This is a genomic window from Amycolatopsis sp. cg9 (assembly GCF_041346945.1).
Lineage (GTDB): Bacteria > Actinomycetota > Actinomycetes > Mycobacteriales > Pseudonocardiaceae > Amycolatopsis.
In genome coordinates this window covers 6,045,406-6,065,221 of sequence record NZ_CP166850.1, presented here as the reverse complement: position 1 = coordinate 6,065,221, position 19,816 = coordinate 6,045,406, and the positions used below count along the sequence as shown (strand labels likewise).

Genomic DNA, 19,816 nt, shown 5'->3' with positions numbered 1-19,816 from the left:
CGGTCGCCACGGGTCACTTCACCCCCAGATCGTTGTCGATGAACGCGAGGAGCTCGTCGGCGCCCAGCGCGCCGGCGGCCGGGGTCTCCCCCGCGTCGCCGGGTCCGGTCCACTTGACGAGCAGGGCTTGCAGCCGCACGGTGATCGCCGCCCGGGCGTCGTCGTCGGCGGCCACGGCCGACAGCAGGCTTTCCAGCTTCTCGATCTCGGCCAGCGCCGGGCGGGCGGCGGCGCCGTCCCCGAGCGCGGCGGCGACGAGGAACTCGGCGACCCGGGTGATCGTCGGGTGGTCGAAGACGAGCGTCGCGGGCAGCCGCAGGCCGGTGCGGGCTTCCAGGCGGTTGCGCAGCTCGACCGACGTCAGCGAGTCGAAGCCGAGGTCGGTGAAGCTGACGTCGGCCCCGATCGTGCCGTCGTGCCCGAGCACGGCCTCGACCTGCTTGCCGACCAGCCCGATCGTGACCGGGAGCCGTTCTTCGGCCGGCAGCGGGGCCAACCGGGCGGCCAGGTCGCCGCCGGGCTCGGCGGCGGTGGTGCGCCTCGGCGTGGTGGTGACCAGGCCGCGCAGGGCGGGCAGGAGCGGGTCCTGGCCGCGCAGCACGGCGAGGTCGAGCCGCAGGGCCGCGACCGCGGGCGAGCCGGTGTCCAGTGCGGCGTCGAACAGTGCGACACCGTCCGCCGTGGACAGTGGCGGCAGGCCGGAACGGTGCATCCGGGCCAGTTCGGCGTCGGTGAGCGCGCCGGCCATGCCGGTGCTCCACGCACCCCAGGCGATCGAGACCCCGGCCTTGCCCTCGGCGGCTCGCTGGTGGGCGAGCGCGTCGAGGAAGGCGTTGGCGGCAGCGTAGTTGGCCTGGCCCGCCGCGCCGAGGGTGCCCGCGATCGAGGAGAAGAAGACCAGCCGGGTGCCGGGTGCGGTGAGTTCGTGCAGGTGCCAGGCCGCGTCGACCTTGGGGGCGAAGACGGTGTCCAGGCGTTCCGGGGTCAGGGCCCCGAGGACGCCGTCGTCGAGGACGCCCGCCGCGTGCACGACCGCGGTCGGCTCGACCTCTTCCAGGACCTTCGCGAGCGCGTCCCGGTCACTGACGTCGCAGGCCACGACCCGGGCTCGCGCGCCCAGCTCCGCCAGTTCGGCGACGAGGTCACCGGCACCGGGCGCGTCCTCGCCGCGGCGGCCGAGCAGCAGCAGGTGCCGCACCCCGCGTCCGGCGAGATGCCGGGCGAAGACCGCACCCAGCCCACCGGTCCCGCCGGTGATCAGCACGGTCCCGTCCGGCTCCCAGGACGCCGCACTTTCACGTGAAAGTGCGGGGCCCAGGTCGGCACTTTCACGTGAAAGTGCGGGGGCGAGCCGGGCGGTGTGGAGGTGACCGGCGCGCAGGGCGACCTGGGGTTCGGCGGCCGCGAGGGCGGCCGCGAGGGCTGTCTCCGGGACTTCGCCGGTGTCCGAGTCGACGAGGACGATCCGGCCCGGGTTCTCCAGCTGGGCCGCGCGCAGCAGGCCCCAGACGGCGGCGTGGGCGAGGTCGACGTGCTCGGCCGGCTCGACCGCGACGCCGTTGCGAGTGACGACCACGAGGGTCGGCTCGTCGGCGAGCGCACGCTGGACGTCCGCCAGCACCTGGGCCGTGACCGCGCGGACGGCGGCCGGGACCGGTCCCTCCGCGGAAGGCACCCGGAGCAACGTCACCGGGGATGTGCCGGGTGGCAGCGGGACTTCGGGCAGAGCGGGCCAGATGAGCCGATATCCGGTCGGCGCCGGGGACGCCAAGGTGGGCACGGCCCGCAGCGCCAGCGAGCGGACGGCGACGACCGGGGTGCCGTCCGGCGTGGTCGCGGTGACCTCGACCGCGCCGTCGACCGGCCGGAGCCGGACCCGGAGCGAAGTCGCGCCGGAGGCGAGGAACGCGGCGCCGGACCAGCTGAACGGCAGGCCGCCCCCGACCTCCAGCAGCGACGCGGCGTGCAGCGCGGAGTCCAGCAGGGCGGGGTGGACGACGAACCGCGCGGCCGTGTCGTGGTCGTCCTCGGCCAGGGCGACCTCGGCGTAGACGTCGCCGTCGTGCCGCCAGGCCCGGGTCAGGCCCTGGAACATCGGGCCGTACCCGAGGCCGCGGTCGGCCATCGTGTCGTAGAAGCCTTCCAGGGCAACGGCTTCCGCACCCGCCGGTGGCCACTCGGGCCAAGCGGCGGCCGGTTCGTCCACAGCGGACACCAGCGTGCCGCTCGCGTGCCGGGTCCAGGCCGCACCTGGCTCGCCTTCGTCGCGGGAGTAGACGCGCAGGGTGCGGACGCCGTCCTCCGCGCCGCTGACGGCGACCTGGACGACAACCCGGCCGCCGTCCGGGACGACCAGCGGCGCCTCCAGCGTCAGTTCGTCGACGCGCGGGCAGCCGGCCTGGTCGCCGGCGCGCACGGCCAGCTCCAGCAGCGCCGTGCCGGGGACCACCACGGCCCCGCCGACGGTGTGCCCGGCCAGCCACGGCTGGGCGGCGAGCGAGAGGCGTCCGGTGAACAGCAGGCCGCCGGAGTCCGGCAGCTCGACCGCGGCACCGACCAGCGGGTGCCCGGCCGCCCAGAGCCCGGCCGCGGAGACGTCGCCGGCCTGGGAAAGGCCGCCGCCCGGCCAGATCCACTGGTGCTGGAAGGCGTAGGTGGGCAGCGGCACGACCCGCACGTCCGGGCCGCACACCGCGGGCCAGTCGAGGGCGACCCCGGCGACGTGCAGCCGGCCGAGGGCCTCGACGACCGCGTCGGCTTCGGACCGGTCGCGGCGCAGGAACGGGACCGCGACGTCCCGCGCGCCGAGGGACTCCGCGGCCATCGCGGACACCGTGGCGTCGGGGCCGATCTCGGCGAACGCGGTGACCCCCAGCTCGGTCAGCCGCCGCACGGCCGGGCCGAACAGCACCGGCCGCCAGACCTGCTCGGCCCAGTGCTCGGCCGAAGCCAGCGTCGACGCCGTGACCAGGTCGCCGGTGACCGTCGAGACGATCGGGACCCGCGGCTCGGCCGCGGTCAGCCCGGCGACGACCTTGCGGAAGTCGTCGAGCATCGGGGTCATCAGCGGCGAGTGGAAGGCGTGGCTGACGCGCAGCCGCCGGGTCTTGCGGTCGTCGGCGGCGAAGTGCGCGGCGATCTCCTCGACCCGGCCGGCGGCGCCGGACACCACGACCGACGCCGGGCCGTTGACCGCGGCCAGCGCGACCTCGTCCTCGCGGCCGGCCAGCAGCGGCCGGACCTCGGCTTCGGTGGCCTGCACGGCGATCATCGCGCCGCCCCCGGGCAGCTGCTGCATCAGCCGGCCGCGCGCGGCGACCAGCGTGCAGGCGTCGTCGAGGGTGAACACCCCGGCGACGTGCGCGGCGGCGATCTCGCCGATCGAATGCCCGGCCAGGTACTCCGGCGTCACCCCCCACGAGCGGACCAGGTGGTACAGCGCGACTTCGAAGGCGAACAGCGCGGGCTGCGCGTATTGCGTCTCGTCGAGCGCTCCCGCCTCCTCGGCGAAGAGCAGCTCGCGCAGCGGGCGGTCCAGCTCCCGGTCGAGCCGCGCGAGGACGGTGTCGAGCGCTTCGGCGAACACCGGGAAGCGCTCGTGGAGGTCGCGGCCCATGCCGGCGCGCTGGCTGCCCTGCCCGGCGAAGAGGAACGCGGCGACCTGCTCCCCCGCCGTCCCGGTGACCAGCCCGGGGACGCTGCCGCCGCGGGCCAGCACCGCCAGGCGGGTCTCCAGGTCGGTGCGGGTGCCGCCGGTGACGACCGCGCGTTCGGCGAACTGCGTCCGGGTGGTGGCCAGCGCGAACCCGATGTCGGCCGGGCTCGCGTCGCGGTGCCCGGCGAGGTGCGCGAGCAGCCGGGAAGCCTGCTCCCGCAGCGCTTCCGGGGTGCGCGCGGACAACGGCCAAGCCAGCGGCGACGGCGCCGGTGCGGCGCGCGGTGGGACCGGCGCGGCCGGCGGCGCTTCGAGGACGGTGTGGGCGTTGGTGCCGCTGATCCCGAACGACGACACGGCGGCGCGGCGCGGACGGCCGCGGTCGGGCCAGGCCCGCGGCTCGGTGAGCAGCTCGATCGCACCGCCCGACCAGTCGACGTGCGTGGACGGCTCGGTGACGTGCAGGGTCCGCGGCAGCGAGCCTGCGCGCATGGCCTGCACCACCTTGATGATCCCGGCGACGCCGGACGCGGCCTGGGTGTGCCCGAGGTTCGACTTGATCGACCCGAGCAGCAGGGGCTCGTCCCGGTCACGGCCGTAGGTGGCCAGCAGTGCCTGGGCTTCGATCGGGTCACCGAGGGTGGTCCCGGTGCCGTGCGCCTCGACGACGTCGATGTCCGAAGTGGACAGACCGGCCGCGGCGAGGGCCTGGCGGATCACGCGTTGCTGGGCCGGGCCGTTCGGCGCGGTGAGACCGTTGGACGCGCCGTCGGAGTTCACCGCGCTGCCGCGGACGACGGCGAGGATCTCGTGACCGTTGCGTTTCGCGTCGGACATCCGCTCCAGCACCAGGATCCCGGCGCCCTCGGACCAGCCGACGCCGTCGGCGCTGTCCGAAAAGGACTTGCAGCGGCCGTCGGCGGACAGGCCGCGCTGCCGGCTGAAGCCGATGAAGGTGCTCGGCGTCGACATCACCGTGACACCGCCGGCGAGCGCGAGGGAGCACTCCCCGTTCTGCAGCGCGCGGGCCGCGAGGTGCAGGGCGACGAGCGACGACGAACACGCCGTGTCGACGGTCAGCGTCGGGCCCTCCAGCCCGAACGCGTAGGCGACCCGGCCGGAGGCGACGCTCGGCGCGCTGCCGTTGCCCTGGTAGCCCTCGGTGTCGGGACTGCCCTGCAGCAGCAGCCCGTAGTCGGAGTACATCACGCCGACGAACACGCCGGTGCGCGAGCCGCGCAGCGAACGCGGGTCGACGCCGGTCCGCTCGACGGCCTCCCAGGAGACCTCCAGCAGCAGCCGCTGCTGGGAGTCGGTCGCGAGGGCCTCGCGGGGGCTCATCCCGAAGAACGCCGGGTCGAACTCCCCGGCCTCGTGCAGGAACCCGCCGCTGCGCGTGTAGGACGTGCCCGGGTGGTCGGGGTCCGGGTGGTAGAGGCCGTCGACGTCCCAGCCGCGGTCGGCCGGGAAGTCGGTGACGGCGTCGACGCCCTGGTCCACCAGGGTCCACAGGTCTTCCGGCGAGCCGACACCGCCGGGGTAGCGGCAGCCCATGCCGACGATGACGATCGGGTCGCCGTCGACCGCGGCCGCCGGGGTGACCGGCTCGGGGACGTCGACCTCGCCGAGCAGGAACGCGGCCAGCTCGGCCGGGGTCGGGTAGTCGAACGTGAGGGTGGCGGGCAGCCGCAGCCCGGTCGCCGCGTCGAGCCGGTTGCGCAGTTCGACCGCGGTGAGCGAGTCGAAGCCGAGTTCGCGGAACGGGCGGTCGGCGGCGACCCCGGCGGTGCCGGTGTGCCCGAGGACGGCGGCGACCTGGGCGCGGACGAGGTCGAGCACGGCGCGGGACCGTTCGGCGCCGGTGAGGCCGAGGAGCGGGCCGTCCAGGCGCGGCAGGTTGGCCGCCGGCTGCCGGGCGGGGGTGCGGACCAGGCCGCGCAGCAGGTGCGTGACCTCGGGCAGGGCGCTGAGCGCGGCGAAGTCGAGGCGGACCGGCAGGACGGTGTCGAGGCCGCTCGCGCAGGCCGCGTCGAACAGCGCGAGGGCGTGTTCCGGTTCGAGCGCGGGCAGGCCGGTGGCGGCCATCCGCCGCAGGTCGGCGTCGGTGAGGGTGGCGGTCATGCCGCCGGCCCGCGACCACGCGCCCCAGCCGAGGGAAAGCGCCTGCTGCCCGCGGGCCCGGCGGCGCCGGACGAGCGCGTCGACGGCCGCGTTGGCCGCGGTGTAGTTCGCCTGCCCGGCCGCGCCGAACGTGCCGGCGACCGAGGAGTAGACGACGAACGCGGTCAGGTCGAGGTGGCGGGTCAGCTCGTCGAGGTGCCAGGCGGCGTCGAACTTGGGCGCCAGCACGGTGTCGAGCCGCTCGGGGGTGAGCGAGCCGAGGATGCCGTCGTCGAGGACACCAGCGGTGTGGACGACGGCGGACAGGTCGACGCCGTCCAGCACGCGGGCCAGTTCGGCGCGGTCGGCGACGTCGGCCGCGGCGACGTCGACCTCGGCACCGGCCGCGGTCAGGTCGGCGATCAGTTCGTCCGCGCCGGGGGCGTTCGCGCCGCGGCGGCTGACCAGCAGGAGCCGCCGGGCGCCGTGGGTGGTCACCAGGTGGCGGGCGAGCGTGGCGCCGAGCCCGCCGGTGCCGCCGGTGATGAGCACGGTGCCTTCGTCCCACTTCGGCGGGACGACGTCGTCGGCGTACGGCACGCGGGCGATCCGGGCGACGCTGATCTCGCCGCCGCGCACGATCGTCTGCGGTTCGCCGGACGCCACGACGGCGGGCAGCGCGGCGAGCGACCCGGGGTGCTCGTCCACATCGGACAGGAAGAACCGGCCCGGGTGTTCGCGCTGCGCCGAGCGCACGAGGCCCCAGACGGCCGCGGCGGCGGGATCGTCCATTCCGGACGTGACGAACACCAGCTGGTTGTCTTCAGAGGACTGCAGCACGGCGAGCGCGTCGGCGGTCGCGCCGCGCACCCCGCCGGGCCCGCCCGCCGGGACGTGGTGGACGACGAACTCGGCTTCCTCGGCCGGCCGTGGGATCGGGACCCAGTCCAGGCGGTAGAGCGAGTCGACGGGCTGGGTCCGGGCCGGGGCCGCGGGGCGCAGCACGAGCGAGCCGACCGACGCCACCGGGTCGCCGGCCGCGTCCCGCAGCTCGATGGCGACGGAGTCCTCGCCGAGCCGGGTCAGCTTGGCCCGCACGACCGCCGCGCCACCCGCGTGCAGCGTGACGCCGCTCCAGGCGAACGGGAGCCGTCCCCCGTCCACATCGGTCAGTCCGGCGTGCTCGGCGGCGTGCAGGACCGCGTCCAGCAACGCCGGGTGCAGCCCGAACGCGGCCGCGTCCCGCTCGGCCTCCTCGGGCAGCACGACGTCGGCGTACACCGCCCCGGGGGTGCGCCAGACGGCCTTGAGCCCGCGGAACAGCGGCCCGTAGCCGAACCCGCCCGAGGCGAGCCGCTCGTAGAACCCCTCCAGGGCCACGGCTTCGGCTTCCGGAGGCGGCCAAGCGGCCGAGTCGTCCGGGGTGGCCGTGCCGGTGCCGAGGCGACCGCTCGCGTGCCGCGTCCACGGCTGCTCGCCGCCGCCGGCCGGGCTCGAGTACACGGCCAGGGCGCGGTCGCCCGCGGGACCGGCCGGGCCGACGACGACCTGCAGCCGCACCGCGCCTTCGGCCGGCAGGACCAGCGGGACTTCGAGGGTCAGCTCGTCGACGCGGTCGCAGCCCGCCCGGTCGGCCGCGCGGATCGCGAGGTCGAGGTAAGCCGTGCCGGGCAGCAAGGCCGCGCCGAGCACGAAGTGGTCGGCAAGCCACGGCTGCGTGCGCAGCGAAAGCCGGGCGGTGAAGAGGAACCCGCCGGAGTCCGGGAGCTCGACGCCCGCGCCGAGCAGCGGGTGCCGGGCGGCGTCGAGGCCGGCGGAGCCGAGGTCGCCGGGGACCGCGCCGGAGGTGCGCGGCCAGTGGCGTTCGCGCTGGAACGGGTAGGTCGGCAGCTCCGGGCCGGGCCCGCCGGCCGGGCCGAAGAACGCGGGCCAGCCGACCCGCACCCCGGCGACGTGCAGCCGGCCCAGCGCCGTCACGAACGCGGTCTCCTCGGCCTGGTCGCGGCGCAGCAGCGGGACGCAGGCGACGCCGGAGCCGAGGACTTCGCTCGCGGCGGCGGACAGGGACCCGTCCGGGCCCAGCTCGACGACGGCGGCGGCGCCCAGTTCGCCGAGCACGCGCACGGCGTCGGCGAAGCGGACCGGCTCGCGGACGTGCGCGAGCCAGTACTCCGGCGTCCTCAGGTCGGCGAGTTCACCGGTCACCGTGGACACGATCGGCAGCCGCGGCTCGCCGAACTCCAGGCCCGCCAGCACTTCGGCGAAGTCCTCGAGCATCGGGTCCATCAGCGGCGAGTGGAACGCGTGGCTGACCGCGAGGCGCCGGACGTGGTGCCCGGCTGCGGCCAGCGCGTCGGTGGTCCGGGTGACGGCGGCTTCGGTCCCCGCGACCACGATCGCCGCGGGCCCGTTGACCGCGGCGATCGTCACGCCGTCCACGAGGAATTCGCGGACTTCGGCTTCGGGGGCGCGGACCGCGGCCATCGCGCCGCCGGCCGGGAGCGCGGCCATCAGGCGGCCGCGGGCGGCGACGAGCGTGCACGCGTCCTCGAGGGACAGCACCCCGGCGACGTGCACGGCGGCGATCTCGCCGACCGAGTGCCCGGCGAGCCAGGACGGCTTGACCCCGAAGGACTCCAGCAGCCGGTACTGCGCGACGCCGAGGGCGAACGTCGCCGGTTGCGTCCAGTCGGTGCGGTCCAGCCGCGTGCCGTCCTGGGCGAAGACGACGTCTCGCAGTTCCTCGCCGAGGTGGGCGCACACGGCGTCGAAGGCTTGGGCGAACACCGGGAAGCGCCGGTACAGCTCGGCGCCCATGCCCGGCCGTTGCGCGCCCTGACCCGCGAAGACGAACGCGGTCTTGGCGCGAGCCCGCGCGGGAGTCACAACAGGTGTCTCGGCGAGCGCGGCCAGCTGCCCGAGGGGGTCACCGACGATCGCCGCGCGGTACGGGAACGCGGTGCGGGTGGTGGCGAGCGCCCGGGCGATCCCCGCCGGAGCGCGGTCGCTGAGCAGCGCGTGCAGCTGGGCGGCCTGCGCGGACAACGCTTCCGGGGTGCGCGCGGACAGCAGCAGCGGCGCGGTCGCGGGTTCTTCGGCGACGACGTCGTCGAAAACCGGGGCCTGTTCGAGGATCGCGTGCGCGTTGGTGCCGCTGAGCCCGAACGACGAGACACCCGCGCGGCGCGGGCGCCCGGATTCCGGCCAGGCGCGGTGCTCGGTGAGCACCCGGACCTCGCCCGCGGTCCAGTCGACGCGGCTCGACGGCTCGTCGACGTGCAACGTCTTCGGCAGCTCCCCGTGCCGCAGGGCGAGCACCATCTTGATGATCCCGGCGACCCCGGCCGCGGCCTGGGTGTGGCCGAGGTTGGACTTGACGGCGCCCAGCCACAGCGGTTCCTCGCGGTCGCGGCCGTAGGTGGCCAGCAGCGCCTGCGCTTCGATCGGGTCGCCGAGCACCGTGCCGGTGCCGTGCGCCTCGACCGCGTCGACGTCCGATGTGGACAGTCCGGCGTCGGCGAGTGCCTGGCGGATCACGCGTTGCTGGGCGGGGCCGTTGGGGGCGGTGAGGCCGTTGGACGCACCGTCGGAGTTGACGGCGGTGCCGCGGACCACGGCGAGCACCGGGTGTCCCTGCGCCCGCGCGGTCGAAAGCCGTTCGACGACGAGGATGCCTGCGCCTTCGGACCAGCCGGTGCCGTCGGCGCCGTCGGCGAACGGCTTGCAGCGGCCGTCGGCGGCGAGGCCGCCCTGGCGGGCGAACTCGGCGAAGGAGTTCGGCGTGGCCATGACCGTGACGCCACCGGCCAGCGCGGTCGCGCACTCGCCGCGGCGGAGGGCCTGCGCGGCCCAGTGCAGCGCGACCATCGACGACGAGCACGCGGTGTCGACGGTGACCGAAGGCCCTTCCAGCCCGAGCGTGTAGGACAACCGTCCGGAAAGGACACTGGCGGTGGTGCCGGTGGCCAGGTGGCCCTGGACGTCCTCGCCGGAGGTGGCGAGCAGGCTGCCGTAGTCCTGGCCGTTGGTGCCGACGAACACACCGGTGTCGCCGCCGTGCAGCGTCGCCGGGTCGATCCCGGCGCGCTCGAGGGCCTCCCAGGAGACTTCGAGCAGCAGCCGCTGCTGCGGGTCCATCGCCAGCGCCTCGCGGGGCGAGATGCCGAAGAAATCGGCGTCGAAGTCGGTGACGCCGTCGAGGAAGCCGCCGGTGAGCGCGTACTCGTAGCCGGAGGCGAGGGTGGCGAGGTCCCAGCCGCGGTCCTCGGGGAAGCCGGTGATGCCGTCCTCGCCACCGGAAAGCAGCCGCCAGAAGTCTTCGGGGCCGCGGACGCCACCGGGGAACCGGCAGCCCATGCCGACGATGACGATCGGGTCGTCGTCGGCCGCCGCGCGCACCGGTGCGGTGGTCTCGGCCAGCGTCCCGGCCAGCTCGCCCAGCAGGTGGCGGGTGAGGATCTCGGGCGTCGGGTGGTCGAACACCAGCGACGGCGGCAGGTCGAGGCCGGTCGCCAGCGCGACGACGTTGCGCAGCTCGACGGCGGTGAGCGAGTCGAAGCCGAGGTCGCGGAACGCACGGTCGGGTGCCACTCCCCCGGTGCCGCTGTGGCCGAGCACCACCGCGACCTGCTCCAGCAGCAGCCCGAGCAGGAAGTCGAACCGGTCGTCCTCGGGGACGGCCGCGAGCCGGGCGCGCAGTTCTTCGTCCCCGCGCGGGGCTTCGACGCGCGCCGCGGCCGGGATGCCGCTGAGCAGCGGGCCGCGACGCAGCACGTGCGCGTAGCGGGTCCAGTCGATGTCGGCGACGACGACGGTGGTGTCCGCCAGTGCCCGGTCCAGCGCGGCGGCCGCGCGTTCCGGGTCCAGGGGGTTGAGACCGCCGCGGCGGGCGCGCTCGGCCACGCCCGGGTCGGCGGCGAGCATGCCGCCGCCTGCCCACGGGCCCCAGGCGATGGACGTCGCGGGCAGGCCGAGCCCGCGGCGGTGCTCGGCGAGGGCGTCGAGGGAGGCGTTCGCCGCCGCGTAAGCCGCCTGGCCGGCCGAGCCGAAGGTGCCCGCGACGGAGGAGAACAGCACGAAGCCGCGCAGGTCGGCGGTCAGTTCGTGCAGGTTCCACGCGGCCTCGGCCTTGGCGCGGTACCCGGCTTCGAAGCGGTCCGGGGTGAGGGTGTCGAGGACGCCGTCGTCGAGGACCCCGGCGGTGTGGACGACGTCGGTCAGGTCCGGCACGTCCGCCAGCACGGCGGCGAGGGCCGCCCGGTCGGCGGCGTCGCACGCGGTGATGGTGACGTCGGCGCCGAGGGCGGTGAGTTCTTCGCGGAGTTCGCGCGCACCGGGAGCGTCGGGCCCGCGGCGGCTGAGCAGCACCAGGGTCCGGCCGGTCTTCGCGAGCCGGCGGGCGATCGCGGCACCGAGGGCGCCGGTGCCGCCGGTGATGAGGGTGGTCCCGCCGCCGGGCTCGGGGACGCGGCCCGGTGCCGGGGGCGCGGCGACGACCCGCCGGCCGAACAGCCCGGCCGCGCGGATCGCGAGCTGGTCTTCACCGCCGTCGCCAGTCAGCGCGGCGGCGAGCCGCCGGGGCACCTCGGCGTCCAGTTCGCCGGGCAGGTCGACGAGACCGCCCCAGCGCTGCGGGAGTTCGAGTGCGGCGGTGCGGCCGAGACCCCACACGGCGGCCTGCGCGGGCCGGGCCACCGGGTCACCGGGCGCCACCGCGACGGCCTCGCGGGTCACGCACCACAGCGGGGTGTTCCCGAGGGCCTGCAGCAGCGCGGCCGTGGTGGCGAGCCCGGCCGGGACGCCGGGGAAGCCGGTTTCGTCCAGGGCCAGCAGGGAAAGGACGTGGTCGAACTCTCGGTCGCGCAGGCGGTCGGCGATGGTGCCGTCGAAGACCACGGGCTCGCCGTCGAAGTACCCGGCGACGGTGGTGACCCACGGGTCGTCGGCCAGCGCGGCCGGGACTACCACGAGCCACGATCCGCTGCCGGGCCGGGCCGCGGCGACCGGGACCCACGTCGCCTTGTGGCGCCATCTGTCCACAACGGACTCTTCGTGGCGCGAACGGCGGTAGGAGGACAACGCGGGCAGCAGCGCACCCACCGAAGCGTCGTCGACGTCGAGCCGCGCGGCCAGTCCCGCGGCGTCGCCCCGGTCGACGGCGGCCCAGAACTCGGCGTCGGCCGTCTCGCCGGTGGGTGCGGCGGCCGAGGGCCAGAACCACTCGTGCTGGAACGCGTACGTGGGCAGCGGAACCCGGCGGGCGCCGGTCCCGGCGAAGAAGGCGGACCAGTCGATCCGGACGCCGGAGACGTGCAGCTTCCCGATGGCGCCGACCAAGGTCTCGACGTCGTCGCGGCCGCGGCGGGCCACCGGGATGCCGCCGGTCATCGCGGACAGGACCGCGTCCGGGCCGATTTCGACGATCAGGCCGGTCCCGCGCAGCTGCTCGGCGGTGTCGGCGAACCGCACCGGTTCCCGGACGTGCGCGACCCAGCGTTCCGGGTCGGTGACGTCCCCCTCGGCGATCATCGGGACAGCGGGCGATTCGAAGGCGAGCCCGGCGATGGCGTCCCGGAACGCGGGCAGCATCGGGTCCATCAGCGGCGAGTGGAACGCGTGCGACACGGTGAGCCGCTTGGTGTCGGCGAAGTGCTCCGCCGCGGCGAGCACTGCGCTCTCCACTCCGGACAGCACGACCGAGTCCGGGCCGTTGACCGCCGCGAGCGAAACTTCTTCGCTCAGGTGGGGCGCGACTTCGGCTTCGGTGGCGCGGACGGCGACCATCGCGCCGCCCGGCTCGAGGTCCTGCATCAGCGACGCGCGGGCCGTGACCAGCGCGCACGCGTCGTCCAGCGACAGCACCCCGGCGACGTGCGCGGCGGCGATCTCGCCGACCGAGTGGCCGCCGACGAAGTCCGGCCGGACGCCCCACGCGGACAGCAGCCGCACGAGCGCGACCTCGACCGCGAACAACGCCGGCTGCGCGAACCCGGTGCGGGACAACGCTTCCGCGTCCTCGCCCCAGAGGACTTCGCGCACCCGCGGATCGAGGCGGTCGAGGACGGCGTCGAGCGCGGTGGCGAACGCCGGGAAGGTGTCGTAGAGGCCGCGGGTCATGCCGGGCCGCTGCGCGCCCTGGCCGGTGAAGACGAACGCGACCTTCGGCACGCCCTTCGCCTCGCCCGCGGTGACCAGTGGCGACGGGCGGCCTTCGGCGAGCGCGGCGAGCCCTTCGGGGGCGAAGACGACGGCGCGGTGGTCGAACGCCGAGCGCGTCGTGGCCAGGGAGTACCCGAGGTCGATCGGGTCCGCGTCGACGTCCCGGAGCCGGGCCGCCTGGTCGCGCAGGGCTTCCGGCGTGCGGCCGCTGAGCACCAGCGGGACGCACGGCAGCTCGCGCTCGGCCTCGTCGCGGGCCGGGATGACGACGGGCGGTTCTTCGATGATCGCGTGGGCGTTGGTGCCGCTGATGCCGAACGACGAGACACCGGCGCGGCGCGGGCGACCGGCTTCGGCGGGCCACGGCCGTGCGTCGGTGAGCAGCTCGACGTTGCCGGCGGCCCACTCGACGTGCGTCGACGGTTCGGTGACGTGCAGCGTGCGCGGCAGCGTGTCGTTGCGCATCGCCTGGATCACCTTGATGATCCCGGCGACCCCCGCGGCGGCCTGGGCGTGCCCGATGTTGGACTTGATCGAGCCGAGCAGCAGCGGGTTTTCCCGGTCCTGTCCGTAGGTCGCGAGCAAGGCCTGCGCTTCGATCGGGTCGCCCAGCGTGGTCCCGGTGCCGTGCGCCTCGACGACGTCGACATCCGAAGTGGACAGACCGGAAGCGGCGAGCGCTTGGCGGATCACGCGTTGCTGCGACGGGCCGTTCGGCGCGGTCAGGCCGTTGGACGCGCCGTCGGAGTTGACCGCGGAGCCGCGCAGCACGGCCAGGATCTCGTGGCCGTTGCGGCGCGCGTCCGACATCCGCTCCAGCACCAGGATCCCGGCGCCTTCGGACCAGCCGACGCCGTCGGCGGTGTCCGAAAAGGACTTGCAGCGGCCGTCGGCGGCGATCCCGCGCTGGCGGCTGGAGGCGACGAACGAGCCGGGCGTCGACATGACCGTGACCCCGCCGGCCAGCGCGAGCGAGCACTCCCCCTGGCGCAGGGCCTGCGCGGCCCAGTGCAGGGCGACCAGCGACGACGAACACGCGGTGTCGACGGTGACGGTCGGGCCTTCGAGGCCCATCGTGTAGGCGATCCGGCCGGAGGCGACGCTCGGCGCGCTGCCGTTGCCCTGGTAGGCCTCGGCTTCCGGGCTGCCCTGCAGCAGCATCCCGTAGTCGGAGTACATCACGCCGACGAACACGCCGGTCCGCGAGCCGCGCAGCGACACCGGGTCGACACCGGCGCGCTCGACGGCTTCCCACGACACTTCGAGCAGCAGCCGCTGCTGCGAGTCCGTGGCCAGGGCTTCGCGCGGGCTCATCCCGAAGAACGCCGGGTCGAACTCCCCCGCCTCGTGCAGGAACCCGCCGTGGCGCGTGTAGGACGTACCGGGGTGGTCGGGGTCCGGGTGGTAGAGGTGCTCGACGTCCCAGCCGCGGTTGACCGGGAAGCCGGAGACCGCGTCGACGCCGGCATCGACCAGGTGCCACAGGTCTTCGGGTGAGCCGACCCCGCCCGGGTAGCGGCAGCCCATGCCGACGATGACGATCGGGTCGTCGGACACCGGCCGCGCGGTCACCGCCGTCTCCTCCGCGACCGCGCCGGACAGCTCGCGGCCGAGGTGCGCGGCGAGCGCTTCCGGTGTCGGGTAGTCGAAGACGAGCGTGGCGGGCAGGCGCAGGCCGGTCGCCGCGTCGAGGCGGTTGCGCAGCTCGACGGCGGTCAGCGAGTCGAAGCCGAGGTCCTTGAACGCACTCCGGCCGTCGACGGTGTCGGTGGCCGCGTAGCCGAGCACGAGCCCGGCTTCGGCGCGGACCAGGTCTTCCAGGGCCCGGGTGCGGTCGGCCTCGGTGAGCCCGCCGAGGCGGTCGGCCAGCGCGGCCGCGGGGCGGCCCGGGCCCGGCGCGGCACCGCCGGGCACGAGCGACCGCAGCAGCGCCGGGACGCCCGGGCGGCCGCGCAGGGCGCCGGTGTCCACCCGCATCGGCAGGACGGCGGGTTCGGCCTCGGACAGTGCCGCGTCGAACAGCGCCAGGCCCTGGGCCGGGTCGAGCGGTGGCAGGCCCGCGGCGGCGAGGCGGCGGTGGTCGGCGTCGGACAGCCGGGCCGCCATGCCGGCGTCCCCGGCCCAGGCACCCCAGGCCAGGGACTGGCCCGGCAGTCCTTCGGCGCGACGCCGCTGCGCTAGGGCGTCCAGGTAGGCGTTGGCCGCGGCGTAGTTGGCCTGCCCGGGGCTGCCGAGCACACCGGCGGCGGAGGAGAACAGGACGAACGCACCCAGGTCGCCCGTCAGCTCGTGCAGGTTCCAGGCCGCGTCGACCTTCGCGCGGAAGACGGTCGCGATGCGTTCGGGGGTAAGGGTTTCGACGACACCGTCGTCGAGGACGCCGGCCGCGTGCACGACCGCGCCGACCGGGTGCTCGGCCAGCAGCGCGGCGAGCGCGTCCCGGTCGGCGGCGTCGCACGCGGCGATGGTGACCTCGGCACCGAGCGCGGTCAGCTCGGCACGGAGTTCGGGCGCGCCAGGGGCGTCGGGCCCGCGACGGCCGGCCAGCAGCAGGTTCCGGACGCCGTGCGCGGTGACCAGGTGCTTCGCCACGAGGGCGCCGAGCCCGCCGGTGCCGCCGATGACCAGGACGGTGGCGCCGTCGGGGAAGTGCGCGGCCGGGCCGTCGCCGACCGGGAGGCGCGCCAGCCGAGGCAGGACGATCCCGCCGTCGCGCAGGGCGGCCTGGGTTTCGCCGGAGTCGAGGACGCGCTGCAGCGGCGCGGTCAGCTGCGCCGGCTCATCCACGTCGATGAGGACGAACCGCTCGGGGTGCTCGGCCTGCGCCGAACGGACCAGGCCCCAGACCGCCGCGGCGGCCGGGTCGACGAGGTCACCGTCGGCGGCCGGGACGGCCCCGGACGTGACGAAGACCAGGCGCGACCGGGCGAAGTCCGGCTCCGCGATCCACGTCTGCAGCAGTTCGAGGGCCCACGAGGTGGCCGCGTGCGCGGCGGCCGCGTCGCCGTCACCGGACGGCACCGGGGCGAGGACGACGGACGGCACCCCGCCGATCCGGACGGTCGCGAGGTCGGGGAAGACGGCCGGGGTGGCGAACCCCAGCCCGGTGCCGAGCACCACCCAGTCCGCGTCGTCGGCGGGGTGCGTGACGGCGACCGCGGGCGCGGGTGTCCACACCGGACGGAACAGGGATTCGTGCCGGGTCGCCCGCAGTTCCCCGGCCGCGACCGGGCGGAAGGTCAGCGCGTCGGCGGCGAGCACCGGTGTGCCCGCGGGGTCGGTGACGGCGAGCGCGACGGCGTTCTCGCCGACCGGGGTGAGCCGGGCGCGCAGGGTGGTGGCGTGCGCGGGCTGCACGCCGACGCCGGTCCACGAGAACGGCAGGCCATCGCGGCCGAGGTACGCGGAGGCGTGCAGGACGGCGTCCAGCAGGGCCGGGTGCAGGCCGAACGACGCGGCTTCGGTTTCGTGTTCCGGCGGCAGCGCGACTTCGGCCAGGATCTCGTCACCGTGCCGCCAGGCCGCGCGCAGCCCTTGGAACGCCGGGCCGTAGCCGAGTCCTTTCTCGGCCAGGCCTTCGTAGAAGCCGGCCAGGTCCAGGGGTTCGGCGCCGGCGGGCGGCCACTCCCCCGGCAGGACCGCGGCGGGGGCGCCGCCGACGCCGAGCCGGCCGGCGGCGTGCCGCACCCAGGCGTCGTCCTGCTGGGAGTACACACTGACCGAGCGGCTGCCGTCCTCGGCGGCCGGGCCGGCGACGACCTGCACGCGCACGCCCCCGGCCGCGGGCAGCACGAGCGGCGCCGCGAACGTCAGCTCTTCGACGCGGGCGCAGCCGACCTGCGCCCCGGCCCGGCCCGACAGTTCCAGGAACGCCGTGCCGGGCAGGAGTTTCGCGCCGAGGATCTCGTGCTGGCCGAGCCAGGCCTGCCGCCGCACGGACAGCTCACCGGCGAACAGGAACCCGCCGGACTCGGGCAGCTCGACGGCCGCCCCGAGCAGCGGGTGCCCGGCCGGGTCGAGCCCGGCCTGGCCGAGGTCGCCGCCGGTGCCGCCCTCGAGCCAGTAGGTGCGGCGCTGGAAGGCGTAGGTGGGCACGTCGACGACGCGGGCTCCGGTGCCGTCGTGCCACGCCGTCCAGTCGAAGGCGCCGCCGCGGACGTGCCAGCGGGCCAGCGCCGAAAGCAGGGTGGCGGTTTCGTCGCGGCCGCGGCGCACGGTGGGGATGCAGTCGGTGTCCGGGCCGGTCAGCTCGGCGGTCATCGCCGAGAGCGTCGCGTCCGGGCCGACTTCGAGGAACGTGGTGACGCCGCGGCCGGTCAGGTCGGCGACCGTGTCGGCGTAGCGGACGGCGTCGCGGACGTGCCGCACCCAATAGTCCACTGTGGACACGTCACCGGAGGCGATCATCGGGATCGCCGGTTCGGCGAAGGTCAGCGTGTCCAGCACCGCGCGGAAGTCGTCGAGCATCGGCTCCATCAGCGGCGAATGGAACGCGTGGCTCACCGAGAGCCGCTTGGTCTTTTCGAACCGCGCGGCGAGGGCGAGCACCGCCGCCTCGGCGCCGGACACGACCACCGCTTCCGGCCCGTTGACGGCCGCGATCGAGACGTCGGCGGTGAGCAGCGGGAGGACGTCGGCTTCGGCCGCCTGGATCGCGACCATCGCGCCGCCGGCGGGCAGCGCCTGCATCAGGCGGCCACGGGCGGTGACGAGCTTGACCGCGTCACGCAGGGACAGCACCCCGGCGACGTGGGCCGCGGCGATCTCGCCGACCGAGTGCCCGGCGACGAAGTCCGGGCGCACGCCCAGGGATTCGAGGAGGCGGAAGAGCGCGACCTCGAAGGCGAACAGCGCGGGCTGCGCGACGCCGGTTTCATCCACAGTGGACTCGCCTGGAAGGTCGAGCAGCGCGAGGATCTCGTCGCGCGCCCGGGTGAACGCCGGGAAAGCCAGCGTCCGGCCCATGTCGGCGCGCTGGGAACCCTGGCCGGTGAACAGGAACGCCGACGCGCCGGGGTGCCCGGCCGAGCCGGTGTGCACGCCGGGAGCGGCTGCGGAGGTGGCGAGCGCGTGCAGGCCGGTCAGCAGCTCGTCGCGGCCCGCGCCGGTGACCACGGCCCGGTGCGGGAAGGCGACGCGCGTGGTGGCGAGGGAGTGCGCGACGTCGAGCGGGGTGTGCTCCGGGCGGGCGTCGAGGTGGGCGAGCAGCCGGGCGGCCTGCTCGCGCAGCGCGTCCGGCGTGCGCCCGGACACCGGCCACAGGTAGCCGGGCGGCTCCCGGCGCTCGGGGGCTTCGACCGGTTCGGGGACCGGCTGTTCGAGGATCAGGTGCGCGTTGGTGCCGCTGATGCCGAAGGACGAAACGGCGGCGCGGCGCGGTTTCCCGGTCTCCGGCCACGGCCGCGGCTCGGTCAGCAGGGAGACCCGCCCGGCCGTCCAGTCCACGTGGGACGTCGGCGCGTCGACGTGCAGGGTCTTCGGGAGGACGCCGTGGCGCATGGCCTGGACGGTCTTGATGATCCCGCCGACGCCGGCGGCGGACTGCGTGTGCCCGACGTTCGACTTGAACGACCCGAGCCACAGCGGGTCGCCCGCGCGCTCGCGGCCGTAGGTGGCCAGCAGCGCCTGCGCCTCGATGGGGTCGCCCAGCACGGTGCCGGTGCCGTGGGCCTCGACGGTGTCGATGTCGTCGGTGGTGAGCCCGGCGTTTTCCAGGGCCTGGCGGATCACGCGCTGCTGGGACGGGCCGTTGGGCGCGGTGAGGCCGTTGGACGCGCCGTCGGAGTTGACCGCGGAGCCGCGGATGACGGCGAGCACCTCGTGGCCGTTGCGGCGGGCGTCGGACAGCCGTTCCAGCAGCAGGAGCCCGGCGCCTTCGGAGAACCCGGCGCCGTCGGCGGCCTCGGCGAAGGACTTGCAGCGGCCGTCGGAAGCCAGGCCGCCCTGGCGGTCGAACTCGCCGTAGAGACCGGGCGTGGCCATCACGGCGACGCCGCCGGCGAGGGCGAAGGAACACTCCCGCGCCCGCAGCGCCCGGGCGGCCCAGTGCACCGCGACCAGCGACGACGAGCACGCCGTGTCGACGGTGACGGCGGGCCCCTCCAGGCCGTAGAAGTAGGCGATCCGGCCGGAGATCACCGAGGATTCGGTGCCGGTGACCAGATAGCCCTCGACGCCGTCGGGCAGCGCGGCGAGCCCGCGGCCGTACCCCATGGACCCGGCCCCGACGAAGACGCCGCCGGTGCCGCCCTCGACCTCGCGCGGGTCGATGCCGGCGCGTTCGAAGGCCTCCCAGGCCAGCTCGAGCACGATCCGCTGCTGCGGGTCCATGGCGAGCGCCTCGCGCGGCGAAATGCCGAAGAAGGCGGGGTCGAAGTCCCCGGCGCGGTGCAGGAAACCACCCTGGTGCCGCGATTCCGGCCAGCCGCGCCCCTCGGGGAACCCGGTGACGGCGTCGACGCCGTCGTCGACGAGCCGCCACAGGTCCTCGGGCGACTGCACACCGCCCGGGTACCGGCAGCTCATGGCGACGACGGCGACCGGTTCGGCCGCCGCGGCGAGCAGCGTGGTGTTCTGGCGCCGCAGCTGCTTGTTCTCCTGCACGGCGACGCGCAGTGCTTCGACGACTCGATCCGACCCGGCCGGCATAAACATCTCCAGGGTGAGCGTGTTCTTACCCGGGTGACGCCACCGCGACGGCGTTCCTCTCCGGACCGGCGCCGAGCGAACGTCCACTTGCCCGGGGAGTCAACCGCACGCCCAGCCCGGAAACCCCCAGACTTGCCCCCGGCCAGCGGCCCACCCCGAGCGCCCCAATGTGGCATTGGTTGCGTCCAGCGCACCCAATGTGGCGTTCGGTGCGTCCAACGCACCGAACGCCACATTGGGGCGCTTGCCGGGCAC

Annotated in this window: 1 protein-coding gene; it reads right to left on the bottom strand. The window is 75.4% G+C overall.

Going from position 1 to position 19,816, the window contains the following annotated elements:
* Window positions 1-13: 13 nt before the first annotated feature.
* The gene (locus tag AB5J73_RS28380; protein ID WP_370961716.1) at window positions 14-19,561 is read right to left on the bottom strand and encodes a type I polyketide synthase; all 19,548 of its coding nucleotides are present in this window, start codon (window positions 19,559-19,561) and stop codon (window positions 14-16) included.
* Between the last annotated feature and the right edge of the window lie 255 nt (window positions 19,562-19,816).

Coding starts and splice junctions, on each gene's coding strand:
- AB5J73_RS28380 (WP_370961716.1), bottom strand. CDS start 19,561: ATGCCGGCCGGGTCGGATCGAGTCGTCGAAGCACTGCGCGTCGCCGTG.